This window comes from Alcanivorax sp. S6407 (genome assembly GCF_023016115.1).
GTDB lineage: Bacteria > Pseudomonadota > Gammaproteobacteria > Pseudomonadales > Alcanivoracaceae > Alcanivorax.
In genome coordinates, this window is the sequence record NZ_JALKBH010000004.1 from 205,698 (window position 1) to 219,589 (window position 13,892).

Below are 13,892 nucleotides of genomic sequence, written 5' to 3' on the forward strand. Positions count from 1 at the left end.
CCTTATCAGTTCGTCCGCATTTCCAGATCCGAAATCCAGATCTCTACGTCTTTATCATCCGGTGTTACCGCGCGATATGCCTCATAGGCATCCAGGGCGCACTGGTAGTCTTTAAGATAGATATCACACAAGACGCCCAGATTTTTGTTGGCCAGTGCAAACTCTGGATATTTTGTCAGAATACTTTCGTAAGTCTGCCGCGCCTCGACAAACTGCCCTTTTTTTCTGAGGAGCAGTGCGTATTCGTTATTGGCCACCGGATTGTTGGGCTCGATCTGCAAGGCGGCTTGCAATGCCGCTTCTGCCTTGTCGTTTTTTTCCAACCGCTTCCAGGCAATGGCCATGTTGATGTGAGGCACCGCACTGGCATTATTCTGCGCCACCAGCTGTTCCAGCTGATCGATGCCTGCCTGGTAGTTTTCCTGCTCCATCTGCAGCATGGCCGCGTTGAACAGTGCATTCTGATCTTCAGTCAGCACAATATTTTCCTGTGGCTGACTGGTGCCGGTGGTTGTTGCACAACCGCTGAACAGCAATGCGGTGGCGACTAAAGCGGGGGCAAGCCAGGAGTTTCGATTCATCAGATTCCTGTCCATTACAGCCCCTCCTCTTGCGCTACATCCCGAGCACTCTCAGGCGCCACTTCTGTCACCACCTCTTCGGGTTCGGCCGGTGCCTCAGATTCATTCATGCTTTCTTCCGCAGCCTCTGACACCGGAGTCTGCTCCGCAGCGCCATCTGCAGGCGCCTCGACCGCCTCCGCCTCAGGGGCAGACGCCGCCGGCTCAGCCAATGACGCATCGGCATCTGCTGGCTGAGGCTCAGGTTCTGACACCGGCACCTCCTCGGCAATCATCTCATCTTCGACTACGGCAGCTTCTGCCTCTTCCTGCACCAGCGGCTCGGCACTTTCTGCCTCTTCAACTTCAGCAACTTCTTCAACCACCTGCTCTGCTGCCGCTTCTGTTTCAACAGCAGCCGGCGCTGACTCTTCGGCTGACTCAGCAACGGCGGTCTCACCAGCCTCGGCAAAGACAGGAACATCAGCCCCATCGGTCTCCATTACTGTCTCGCCATTCTCTTCACCTGCTACGTTTTCCATGCCGTCCGCGCTTTCAACACCTTCTACGCTCTCAACATTTTCAACGTCAGCGCTACTGTCCGCAGCCTCATCCATGGGTACCGCCTGAATGCCATCGACCGCCGGGGCCGGCGCCGCTGGCGCAGCCATACCCTCTGCCGCGGGCGCCACTGCCGCCACCGGCAACTGCGGGCTCACCAGGGACTGGTAGCTGACATTGTTGACCATGGCAATAAAGCCGCTGCTTTCTTCAAACTTGGCATAACGACCCGGCATCAGTTTGGAAAGCTTGACGATACTTCTGTCCACCCAGTCGTTGTAAACGCCCACATCGATCAGGCCCACGTTCTTCTCATGGATATCGATGGACTTTTCTTCAAACGGATAGGACTGCTCATCCAGCAGGAATTCGTACTGCTGCATTTCCAGTTCGCTCAAGCCGCTGGGACGTTCAGAGTTCAACAGGGAACGACTGAAGTTGTAGTAGATTTCCGCAATGTAGTAAGTCGCCGCCGCTGTCACTTCGCCGATTTCATAGTCCACCAACTGGCCAAATGCTGCATTGGCCGCCTTCATGGAATCACGCTTGCGTTTCAGGCTGGCCTGGAAGGGCTGTGTCAGCTTGAGCTCGGCAAACTCGTCATACATGGGCTCAGTGAGCTTCAGGTGTGAAGTCCCCGCCAGATAACGCATACGGTCGCTACGCGCTTCCGCGGCCGTCTGGGAATACACATACACCATGGCATTCAGCTCGTTGCGGTAGCTGTCGGTATCGCCACGGGTTTCCAGAATACCGGCGATGGCATTGTGCATTTCCATTACCGGCTCACGCGGTTCCGGGAAGTACTGGATGAAGCGGCGACGAACTTCGATGGCCTTGTCGGTGTTATCCACTTCCATATACAGGTCGGCCGCCACCTTGAGCGCTTCACGACGAATGGCTTCATCATCGCTTTCGCTTTCGATGCGTTCGTATTCCGCCGCCGCCAGCGCCAGCTTGCCGTCTTCGCTGTAGACCTGGGCCAGCTTCTTGGTCACATCAGCCTGCAACTCGTGGCCCGGATAGTTGTTGCGGAAGGCAGTCAGAACGGTGGCTGAACGCCCCCAGTTTTCCAGCTTGATCAGCGCCGTAGCCGCATCGTAATCCGCAGAGGGGCGCAGTTTGGATTGTGGTGCCGCCTGCCCTACTCGAAGGAAGTGTTCGGCCGCCACCAGGAATTCACCACGCTCATTGGCCTGCTCACCCTGCTTGTAGATTGAAGCCGCCAGGTTCTCGACCAGCTCCTTGCGGGTCGGATCTTCCGGTGCGGTCAGGTTCAACACATTCTGGTAAGCCGCTTCGGCATCCGCGAACTGCTCAAGCTCAAAAGAGGAGTGCGCGACAATCAACCAACCGGAACGACGCTCTTCCTGGGGCGCTTGCGGGAACATCTCCAGCATCTTGCGACCGGTGGTCACCGCGAAGGCGTAATCCTTCATGGCAAAGATGTCTTCAAGTGCCGCGTTCATCACCAGCGACGCTTTTTCATGCTCCGGGAAAGCCTCTGAGAAACGCAGGGAACTGCGGATCACATCACGCTTGACCGGGTCCTTCTGCTCTTCCTCTGTGACTTCCAGATTCTTGCGGTGGGTGTACACCGCCGCATAGCCCGCTGCGGAAGCCTTTTCGTGAGCCGGATAGTCATAGGCGGTGCGCTCGTATTCCAGCGCTGCCTCATGATAGGACTTGTTCTCCAGCAACAGATCGGCCAGCTGGTAATTCATCACCGGCGCCTGCTCGTCCTTGGGGAAGGAATCCAGGAACTCGTGGTACCAGTGCTGTGCTTCCACAAAGTTGTCGGCGCGCTGCTTCACGAAATCCTTGTTCTGATACATGGCGTGATAATAGTTCGCCAGTTCTGTCAGCGTGGACTTCAGAAGCGCCAGCACATCCGGATAGGAATCGACTTCAAAGTGCTGCCAGTATTTCGACTTCAGACCGTAACTGGTGGCGAACTCCTTGTTGGCCTCGATAACCAGCTTGGGAAAACCACCCTTCTTGTAAATCTCGATGACGCGCATATCAAAGTGCGGCGCCACCTTGTGATAGGGATTGAGTTCCACAAAAGTCTTGTAGGAGGAGGCGGCGTCCGCGTAACGACGCTTCTCCAGATAGTGCTCACCCAGGTTGCGGTAGATATCCACCTCATAGCTACGTGAGCCATGCTTGTTGAAGTAGTCCACCACCGCATCCGGGCCGCCCATGGCGGAGAAGCTCAGACTGATCACGCGGAAGGTGTCATCGATGCGCTTCTGCTCGATATCATCATCCGGGTTTTCGAAGTCATAGCCGATGTTGATCTTGTGATCGAGCAGGGCCACAAACTGGTTCATGCCCTCTTCCAGCATGTCCTGCTTGTAGAAGGTCCAACCCAGTTTGTACAGGGACAACTCGTAATAGAAGGAGCTCGGCCCCATGTTGACGATGGGCAGGTAGGCGTTTTCTGCATCCAGATATTTCTTGCGGGTAAAGTAGTACTCACCACGACGGAACTGGATTTCATCGATGTAATCAGAATTCGGATAGTCTGCAGCAATGCGGTTCATGACCTCGACCGCTTCATCCACCCGGCCCAGTTCCTCATAGGCCCGGGTCATCTGGTAAAGCACCTGATCATTGCGTTCATACATCGGGTACTTTTCAAGCAGTTGCTTGTAAAGCCCGATCGCTTCTTCCGCACTCTGGTTTTCCAGCCCGTTGGCTACCTGATCTTCCGGCACTGCGCCCACAGCAGCAGGCAGGTCGGTCTGGGTGGCACGACTCTCGAAATCCGATTCGGATTCCTGATCGCCAGTCAGGGCCATGCCAGAACTGGTGGCCGTTGTTGGCGCCTGAATCGCGGAGCTTTCCGGGGCATCCATGGGAGTCGCAGCGGCACTTCCGGTGACCGGCGCGGTCACCCCCACACCCGGGCTTTCGAAGGTGCCGTATTCACGCTCGATCTTCAGATCCGCAAGACGACGAATGGCTTCCGGCGTCATGGCCGATTCCGGCGTTTCCTCCAGGAAGTTCTGATAGCTCTGCATGGCCTTTTCGATGCCGCCCTCAATGACTTCATCGGAAAGATCCAGCTTCACATTACGCAGTTCGGCGATGGTGCCCTTCTCGGAAACCGAGGCACAGGACGCGAGCATCACCGAGGCCGCCAGCAGCCCCACAAAACGGAAAGGCATCATTGTGTATCGCCCTCCACGTTCTGGTCACTGTCAGCAGCGTTCTCCTCATCAGCTTCAGATTCGGCTGCCTGATCCGCGTCATTCATTTCCACCGCGGCATCATCATTGGCCGCCTCTCTGGCCTGCATCATTTTCTGTTGTGCCGCTTCCTGCTGGGCCTTCACGGCCCGGTCATAGCTTTCCGCCATCGCGAAGCGGGCCTGAATCTGGTACTGGTCAATACGGTCACGACGCTGCTTGAGTTCCGCAATCGCCATTTTCTCCAGCATGTGGCCCACACCATTCATCAAGTGCGCCACGGTCTTGCTGGCACGATCGATCCGGGCACGGGCCCGGACAATCTGCTCGTTGTAACCTTCATAACTCTGCGTCGCAGCCTGCCGGGTTCGCACATAGGAGGCATAAATCCCCTCCATGCGCTTCACATCGACTTCCAGTTCCTGAAGGTGCTCAAACGCCTCGGTCATGCGATCCTGATAATCCAGATTCACATCCCAGCTGAGCACACCGCGAAGCCGTTTGATGCGGCGGCGCGCCTCGGCACCGGAGGGCGACTCATCGTTCTGGTACTGCGCCTCCAACCGATCCAGCTGCATGGACACAATGCGCTCATCGGCGGTAATCAGCATTTCCGGCTGCGGCGCCACCAGCAGACGCTCAAGACGGGACTTGATGCTGTCGCGCTGCTCCATGCGCAGCAGGATGCGTGAATCCAGCTCGCGGAAGCGGGCATCGATACCCGGCAACAAGGGCTCGTAGTAACGGCGACGCATTTCGATCAGGTCTTCGTAGGCGCTCAGATTGCCCTGCCAGGTGATCATGCGCCGGCGCATGTCTTCCAGATCCAGATAGTTCTTCAGCAGCACCTGAAAATCATTGGAGGCCATCAGGTCCATCAGGTAATAGGTTTCCGGGGTTTCCGGCAGTTCACGCAAACGAATCAGCCAGTTGCTGTCCAGCTTGATTTCTTCACGCACCATGGCCTTGAAGAAGCTGCCGTTGCGGATACTTTCGATGGAATCGTTGAGGCGGGTCTTTTCCACCTTGAACGCATCCAGAGCACTGCCGTAGAGCACCGCAGCGCGGCCATGCATTTCCAGATTGGCGTAGGAATAGGGCACACCAAGCAGACTTTCCTGCACCGCCTTGTTGGTGGGGTTGCGTTTGAACAGGATGGTCCAGGGCACCAGGGCACGATCAAAACGCTGAGCCGCCACATCCGACCAGCCTGAGCCCAGCAGAGCCTTGTTGGAGAACGGTCCTTCCAGGCGCACCCGATCCAGATACTGCTTGGCGTCCTCCGGCTGCTGGGCTTCCAGCAGTCGATAACCCAGCACCAGGTTGGCCTTGTCACGAATCCCGAGGGAAGGCTCGTCTTTCTTGCTCACCTGAATCTGGCCGGTCTTGTCCAGCTGATTCAGGCCTTTCTTTTCTTCCCCGGAAAGAATCAGGGCAATACCCAGGTTGTAGCCGGCAAAGCCTTCATAACCTGGCACTTTTTCCAGTTTTTCCAGGATATCGATGGCCTCGCTAAAGCGGCCGTTCACAGTATAGATCTGGGCACGCAGCAAGCGCTCATCATCACGTACGCTTTCCGGCACCGTCCCTTCGATACGGTCAATGGTGTGTACCGCGTTCAGCTTCTCACCCTTCTCGTAGAAGATCCGCGCCAGACGGTAGGCCGCCTCATTCTTGATCTGCTGATCCACATCGCCTTCCAGCACCGCCTTGATGGCGCGCCCGGCCTTGCGGTGCATGCGGTAGGAAAGCTCGAAATCCCCTACCGAAAATTCAGCATGACCGGCATGAAGGTGGAGAGGATCCAGAGCCTGTTCATCCACCCGGTAGTACTGTTCCAGCTCGGAATCCAGGCGGGAGATGGCGTCGAAATACAGCCCCTGCTGGGCGTAATAGAAGGCCTCTCCCAGAAACAGATCCCGGGATTGCTGATCGGAAGTGTCTTCCGCCCAGGCCGGCACCATGGCGCACAGCCCGAACAGCACAATGTGACGGAGAGCCATGAATTAGCGGTCTTTGAAGTTGATGGTATTGCCGGATTCGAACAGGGTGATCTCTACCAGACGCGGCCCCTGCTCCTTGTTGAAGGTATGACTGGCGGTTTCCTGGAAATTTTCCCCGGAGACAATCACCTCCAGCTGATGCTGACCGGCACGCACATTGCCGGTATAGATGCGCTGCACCCCTCCGGACTGCAGCGCCTCCAGCTCCTTGTGGGTATAGACGTGATGCATCACATCCTCACCATCCACACGGATATCCACGGAATCGACCCGACGATTCTGGTCCGCCGCCATGGAAACAAATACAGACACCTGGGTATTGGAGGGGTAGATCAGCTTTTCTTCCAGCTGCAGCAGCTCGGTGGAAATGGCCAGAACATCCTGTTTGATATCCTGCACCTGCTCGTCCAGGCCCTTGATCTTGTCCCGGGACACGTCGTCCGCGGCGCTGGCCAGCTGCGTCAGCACCAGCATCATGGCCAGTGCGAAACCCTTGATTACTTCAAACATATCAACCCCGGGGCGAGCCCCCTCCAGAATTCTTTTAGCCCATATGACCATGGGCGGATCGTCAAATCCTCCGACTAGTCCTCATTTTGATAAGATGAAAGGATTATTTTTTGAGAAATAACAAGTACCTAGCCAACAACCTTAAAGCAGCATGTGCAAATGAAACATATTGAATAATGTGCACCGAACAAAAGTCACTCCACCCCTCCCTGGCGACCGCTCGTACCCTGCAGCAGCGCAAATTGTGATACCAGTCACACCCATTCCCCCCTTTTCCCGGGCCGGAAAAGTACGGCACACTGCCGAAAACCTCAGCGGAACCCCACGGCATGACCAACCATTTCCATCAGGGATTCAACGTACTCAAGCGGGCCGTTCGCCTGTGGCTGGACAGCAATGCCGGCAGTTACGCCGGCTCCCTCGCCTTTTTCACCCTGTTTTCCCTGGCTCCGGTGATCATACTGGCGGTGAAGGTCATTTCCCTGGTGATGACCAGCGACGCCGCCATGGCCCAGGTACTAGCCCAACTGGAAAGCACCGTGGGCCCCGCCGCCACCGAGGAAATCCGCAATCTGATCAGCAAGGCCCAGGCCCCCACCCAGGGGCTGCTGGCCGGCGGCCTCAGCCTGCTCGCCATCGTCATTGGCGCCACCACAGTATTCGCCCAGATGCAGCACTCCATGAACACCATCTGGGACGTGGCGCCACGGCCCTCGCGCAACACCATCCTGGCACTGATCAAAAGCCGGCTGCTGTCACTCACCGTGGTCATTTCCCTGGGATTCGTACTGTTGGTTTCCCTGCTGCTGAATGTGATCGTTCACTCACTGATGAATTACGCCAGCCACTGGATACCCTTCCATGGCAGCATTGCTGTCGCCATGGAAATGCTTGCCTCCCTGCTGGTGATCACCCTGCTTTTCGCCACCATGTTCCGGGTGCTGCCGGACGTTATCCTGCGCTGGAAAGATGTCCTGCTGGCGGCGCTGATTACCGCTATCCTGTTCTCCATCGGACGAGCCCTGATCGCGCTCTACCTGACCTACACCGCCACCGCCTCCACCTATGGGGCCGCAGGCTCTCTGGTAGTGCTGCTGATGTGGGTCTACTACTCCTCCATGATCCTGCTGTTCGGTGCCGCCATGGCAAGAGCGCTCTGTGAACACCGCAATGTGGACGTTCGCCCTCGCAGCACGGCCATCCGCGTACGGCGAGAACTGGTTCACTGAGGTTTTTACAGCCCCGCCCGCCAAGGGCAGGTATCCTTGGCGTTTACCCTGATCACCATCATGCTGCCTGGAGAGTGCATGTCCGCCGTACGCCTGCTGCCCTTCGTTTTACCCGCCCTGCTCATGGCCCAGCCCGCCCTCGCCGCGGACAATCATGAAGAACTCACCGAAGACGGGTTTCGCCAGTGCGTCGCCGGCCTTCAAGACGACGCCATCGCCGCCGGGCTGCCGGAACAGCTGGTGAAAGAGAATCTGGCCGCTGTCAGCCTGAATGAAAAGGTGATCGAGCTGGATCGCAGCCAGCCGGAGTTCACCAGCAGCTTCGCCGACTACTACACCCGCCGGGTCAGCGATACCCGGATCGCCACTGGCCGCGAGCGCTATCAGGAACTGCAGCCGCTACTGCGCGAACTGACCCGCACCTACGGGATTCCGGGGCATTATCTGGTGTCGTTCTGGGGACTGGAAACCAACTACGGCGGCTACCTGGGCTACATCCCCACCCTGGACGCCCTCGCCACTCTCACCTGCGAAGGGCGCCGCGGCGAATACTTCAAGGGCGAATTGTTCAACGCCCTGCGCATTCTCCAGGCTGGTGATGTGGACCTGAAGAACATGCAGGGCTCCTGGGCCGGCGCCATGGGCCAGACCCAGTTCATGCCCGCCATCTTCCTGCGCTATGCCATCGATCATGATGGTGACGGCCGCCGCAATCTGTGGGGCAGCCGCGCCGACGCTCTCGCCTCCGCCGCCAACTTCCTGCGGGATCTGGGCTGGGAAAAAGAACAACGCTGGGGCCGGGAAATCACCCTGCCCGCCAACTTCGACTATTCCCTCACTGGCCTGGGCGTGAAGCGCAGCCTGGCAGAGTGGTCGAAGATGGGGGTTCGCATGCCCAACGGCAGCGCCCTGCCGGCCGCCGACATGCAGGCGTCGGTCATTGTTCCCTCCGGCCACAACGGCCCGGCCTTCCTCGCCTATCAGAACTTCCGGGTGATCATGGGCTGGAACCGCTCGGTGGCCTACGCCCTGGCCGTGGGCCGGCTGGCAGACCGCATTGCCGGCGCAGGCGAACTAAGCGTGGCACCGGTTCCCGCCCCGCGTCTGAACCGGGAACAGGTAACCCTCCTGCAGCAGACCCTGAATCAATTGGGCCATGAAGCGGGCGCCGAGGATGGCCTGCTTGGCCCGGGCACCCGCAAGGCCCTGGCTCGTTATCAACAGAGCAAGGGGATGGTGGCCGACGGTTTCCCGGATGAGAACGTGCTCACCCAGATCGGGGTGCTTGCTGACCAGGATTAACCCCCTGTTTCACCACAGAGGGCACAGGGTTCACTGAGGCATGAGGTCGAGACGTTACTGCGGGAAGCCAGGTCAGGCTACCTCTGTTCTTTACTGTGGGAGCGTGCCTGCTCGCGAAGGGGCGAGTTGCGAGTTTCGAGTCACGAAAGGCAAAAACCTGGCGCACGGCTTAAACGGTTTTTGGAGTTCGAAACTCGTCACTCACAACTCGAAACGACCCTGGAATTCGCATGCAGGCACACCCAAAAGGGCACAAGCGCTCCCACAACAAGCCGCTTCAGCCCCCGGTTTCATCTGTCACAGGCGCATGGCATTCTGCATGCACACCTATCCAGGAGTCTGTCATGCGCCCTGTCACTACCGTGCTGCTCACCACCCTCACTCTTTCTGCCTGTGCCGACAATGCCGCTACCCTGGCCCCCAAGAGCAACGATGCCATCACCGCCAGCGAGATCACCGACGGCCTGCATCACCCCTGGGCCCTGGCCTTTGTTTCCGGTAGCGAATGGCTGATCACGGAGCGCCGTGGCACCCTGCAACGACTGATTGACGGCGACCTGCAGGACACCCCGGTCAGTGGTGTGCCGACCGTGGTCGCCAGCGGCCAGGGCGGACTGCTGGACATGGCGACTCACCCTGACTTTGCCAGCAACCAGCGGCTTTATCTGAGCTACGCCAAACCCTGCGAAGATGGCGGCGGCACCACCGCGGTGGGCTACGGCATCTACAAGGACGGCACCCTGGACGCGTTCCGTGATGTCTATGTGGCGGAAAAAGCCTGCACCAATACCGCCAAACATTTTGGCGGCCGCATCCTGTTTGATAATGAAGGCTATCTTTTCCTGACCATCGGGGACCGTGGCCAGCGCGACCGCGCCCAGGACACCAGTGACCCGGCCGGCAGTGTATTGCGACTGCATGATGATGGTCGCATCCCCGCCGACAACCCACTGGCCGGACAGGCAGGCAAAGCGACCGAAATCTGGAGCTGGGGCCATCGCAACCCCCAGGGACTGGCGTTGCACCCGCAAACCGGCAAGCCCTGGCTCAACGAACACGGCCCCCGCGGTGGCGACGAAATCAATGCCCCCGAACCCGGCATCAATTATGGCTGGCCGGTGATTACCTATGGCCGCGAGTACTATGGCCCAAGCATCGGCAACACCGAAAAGAAAGGCTATGCCCAGCCACTGTTGCACTGGACCCCATCGATTGCTCCTTCCGGCATGGCCTTCATCACCAGCAATCGCTACCCGGACTGGCAAGGGGATGTGGTCAACGGCGCCCTGAAACTGGCCCACCTGAACAAGGTCACGTTTGACGGCACCACGCCCACCCGCGAAGTCCGTCTGCTGCAAGACCGCAACGAACGCATCCGCGATGTACGCCAGGGGCCGGACGGTTATCTGTACCTGCTTACCGACAGCAATAACGGCAAGCTGCTGAGACTGGAACCGGCGGAATAAAGAATCAGAAGCGAGTTTCGAGTTTCGAGTTTCGAGTTTCGAAGAGCGAACCCCACGCTAAGCGTAAGCCAAGGTTTTTTCTTTTACGCTTTTGATTTTCGCAACTCGAAACTCGTTACTCGAAACTCGCCTCTTAAAACCCCACCGACGTCACCAGCTGAAAACTGTTCTCGCTGGTGATGGTGTCATCATCGGTATAGGCGTACTCGAAGGCGAAACGCAGTGGCGCGCGGTGAAACAGCAGCAGTTCCGCATCCAGCCCGACAATGGCCTGATTCAACTCCAGCTCCACCGGGCCGAAATCCAGATCGTATCGACGATAGCGCAGGTGCAGGGCCTCACGGCGCAGCGACACAGGCGACCTGAAGGAATACCAGGGCAGGTTGATCACCTTGGAAACACTGGCTTCGCCAAACATGGCCTGTTCTGCGTAGTAGGTTCCATCCAGTGCCGGGATGACGATGCGGGAAGGATCGTTGGCAATAAAATCCTGCAGCTCGTCCAGCTCCACACCACGCCGCCCGAACTGGTTGATGGCCGCATCGCTGCGCGAGAACTGACCACGGGCACCCAGGTAGAACTCGGCCGGCAGATCGGTCATCAGGCTCAGGGTGCCGCCCCAGGTGGAGTCGTCCCGGTCATCCACTCCATAGCCTGCAATACCAAAGTGCTTGTTGGGCAGGAAACTGTTGCCAAAGCGGGTGGTGCGATTGAGACGCCAGACCCCCGCCAGCGGCTCCCGCTCATCCAGGTGATAATCCTGATACCAGGTGCCTGCCAGCTCGCTATACCAGTAACCGGACTGCAGCATGGGAAGACGCAGCTCGGCACTCAGACCATGATCCCGCGCCTTTTCCGGAGGCACCTCACGGTCCAGCTGATCATCCTGCACCCAGTACTGTTTCACCCCACCGATGAGGAAAAACTGGCTGTTGTTGTAGCCCACCCCGGCCAGCTTGGTGAGATCTTCATCACGATAGGCAAACAGGGAAAATTCATTCTGCTCCAGTGGGTCGGCAAAACGCACATTGACGTTGTAGAGGGTATGGGAGTCCGTCTCGTCCTGTGGCGTATTCTCATCATCCTCTTCCACATACAGGCCAACGGAAAGATCCGTGGCGCTGTAACGCATGGCGGTCCAGGAGTGATAACGACGATCCATGCTCAATGCCTGCGGCTCGGTCTGTACCGTCAGGTTATCCGCCGCGCCTTCCGCAGTATCCCAGAACAGTGTCCGCTCCACCGGAACTGCCAGCTGCGGCTGCAACGGCTTGAGATAGTAACCGTAGTGATCCGCCTGAATTGCCACCGCCAGCACCTGATCATCATCCAGCAAACGGGCCCCAACAATATCGTCCTCCGCCAGCACCCGGCTCACGGCGCCCCCTTCGGCGGCAACCCGATACAGGGTAGAACCTTGCTCGCTGTTGGCCACAAACAATACCCGACCCCGGCTGTCCACATCCGCTATGACCCCGTAGTAACCCTGGTACTGATACAACGGCGTGCGGTTACGAAACAGGGTGCGAGTAGCACCATCCTGCACGAAGTAATAAAGGTCCTCGCCTTTTACTTCCACGCCGGAGTTGACCTTGGCGTAGAAGGTGTCACCCACATACAGCTGTGGCTGATCATAGGAACTGGCCACATCGAAATAGACCGGCTCACCCGCAGCGGTATAGCCCTGAATGATTTGCCCGCGAGTATCGTCATTCAGATAGGCACTTTCACTGTAGAGCCCCTGATAGATCCGCCACGGCGTACTGTAGGCACTGGCAACGGACCAGGTCTCACCGTCATGCCGAATCAGCTCGCCCGCCCGGTATGTGGAGCGCTGTTTTTGCACCTCTCCACTCTGCCGGTTGAGCACCACATGGAAAGGGGCACGGACATCTTCCGGGCTGGCAAGGAAGAAGATCTCCTCGTCATCGCTGTTCAGCGCAGTGAAGTGCCTGGAGGTTAATAACGGCTCACCTTCGCTGACGACCGCCAGGCTCGCCTGCTGCTCCTGCTCACGGGCCCAGTCAGCAAAGCTGTTGTCGAAATTGTTGCCAATGGCCTCACGCAGCGGTGCATTGGTCACAAACGGCAGGTACCAGTAGCGCGAGCGCATCTTGAAATAACGGTTGGTCGCATCCAGCCCGTAATTCTCTGCCAGAAAATACTGATAGTGCCCGCCCAGCACATAGCTGCTCTCGCCATAGGGGAAATACAGCGTCTGGTTATAGACCCTTTCCGGCTGCAGATAACCGGCCCTGGCCTGGGCATTCACCAAGGCATCAAAACGGCCACTGTAAAGACGACCACCGTTGCCATGACGGGACTCGTTGAGTACCGCATTGCCTTCCAGCATGAAAGAGGACTCAAAGGCGTTGGGCACGATAGCCGGAAAGAACGGTGTCATCAGGGAGCCGTTGCCCAGCACCTTGTGCAAGGTGCTTGAAACCCGGTTGTCCTTGGCATTGACCTGGTAGTTATGCGCAGTTTCGTGAAACAGCAACACATCCAGCCATGAGGTGGTGGAAAAATAATCCACTGCTGCAGCACCGCCCACATAATTGATCTGACGGTTGTGGGGATACTGGGTAGAAAAGCCGTTGGCAATTTGATTGTTATCGGAAATCAGCCCCACATATAACGGCGAGTCCATCCGGTAACCGAAAGAGGCCTGGTAAGCCGGCTGAAGATGTTGCTCCACTCCGGCCGCATGCTCGGCGAATGCCTTGTTGTTCTCGGTAAAGATCAGCTCCGTGTCGCCCACCTGCGCCTTGTAGTAGGCGTCATCGTGTGGCACCACGGTCGGGTTGCGTTGCACCAGGGTCTCGCCATTAACAACGCCGGCGGCAACAAGCCCCGCCCATGCTATCAACCACATCCTGTTGTTTGTCATCGTCCTCTCAGCCCCACAGACCACTGGCGACATCTAAGCAGATGCCCCCATCTCGCGCCATTACACAGAGTCACAGAATTCACGGTTTGATAACCAAGCCCCACCGCATACCAACAGCGGTGCATGTTCACATTCTTTAACCTCAGTCGCACTTGCCAATCCTCCGCCGAAATGACA

The 13,892-nt window shown here is 57.8% G+C and carries 8 protein-coding genes; 3 read left to right on the forward strand and 5 right to left on the reverse strand.

The features are described from left to right. Positions 1 to 5 precede the first annotated feature (5 nt). From MWU49_RS10710 to MWU49_RS10725, 4 genes are read right to left on the reverse strand one after another with little or no spacing between them, the layout of a single operon-like run. On the reverse strand, positions 6 to 596 hold the full coding sequence (locus MWU49_RS10710) for a tetratricopeptide repeat protein (protein WP_246971906.1): 591 nt from the start codon (positions 594 to 596) through the stop codon (positions 6 to 8). Next, positions 596 to 4,297 carry a tetratricopeptide repeat protein gene (locus MWU49_RS10715; protein ID WP_246971908.1) on the reverse strand — a complete coding sequence of 1,234 codons (3,702 nt, stop codon included), beginning with the start codon at positions 4,295 to 4,297 and terminating at the stop codon, positions 596 to 598. The genes MWU49_RS10710 and MWU49_RS10715 overlap by 1 nt, the downstream gene beginning before the upstream one ends. After that, a complete protein-coding gene (locus MWU49_RS10720; RefSeq protein WP_246971911.1) occupies positions 4,294 to 6,318 on the reverse strand; it encodes a hypothetical protein in 2,025 nt (674 codons plus the stop codon). Before MWU49_RS10720 ends, MWU49_RS10715 begins: the two co-directional genes overlap by 4 nt. A gap of 3 nt (positions 6,319 to 6,321) precedes the next feature. Then, on the reverse strand, positions 6,322 to 6,828 hold the full coding sequence (locus tag MWU49_RS10725) for a hypothetical protein (protein ID WP_246971914.1): 507 nt from the start codon (positions 6,826 to 6,828) through the stop codon (positions 6,322 to 6,324). Between the two features lie 329 nt (positions 6,829 to 7,157). Here MWU49_RS10725 and MWU49_RS10730 point away from each other — a divergent pair, with 329 nt between their 5' ends. From MWU49_RS10730 to MWU49_RS10740, 3 genes are all read left to right on the forward strand, one after another. Further along, complete coding sequence (locus MWU49_RS10730) at positions 7,158 to 8,057, forward strand: YihY/virulence factor BrkB family protein (RefSeq protein WP_246971917.1); 900 nt, start codon at positions 7,158 to 7,160, stop codon at positions 8,055 to 8,057. A 78-nt stretch (positions 8,058 to 8,135) separates the two neighbouring features. Continuing rightward, positions 8,136 to 9,359: a lytic murein transglycosylase gene (locus MWU49_RS10735; protein ID WP_246971919.1), complete on the forward strand. Its 1,224-nt coding sequence runs from the start codon at positions 8,136 to 8,138 to the stop codon at positions 9,357 to 9,359. 344 nt (positions 9,360 to 9,703) lie between these two features. Further along, complete coding sequence (locus MWU49_RS10740) at positions 9,704 to 10,825, forward strand: PQQ-dependent sugar dehydrogenase (RefSeq protein WP_246971921.1); 1,122 nt, start codon at positions 9,704 to 9,706, stop codon at positions 10,823 to 10,825. 133 nt (positions 10,826 to 10,958) lie between these two features. On the opposite strand, the gene MWU49_RS10745 is transcribed toward MWU49_RS10740, so the two are convergent. Beyond that, on the reverse strand, positions 10,959 to 13,715 hold the full coding sequence (locus MWU49_RS10745) for a hypothetical protein (protein WP_246971923.1): 2,757 nt from the start codon (positions 13,713 to 13,715) through the stop codon (positions 10,959 to 10,961). Positions 13,716 to 13,892: the final 177 nt, after the last annotated feature.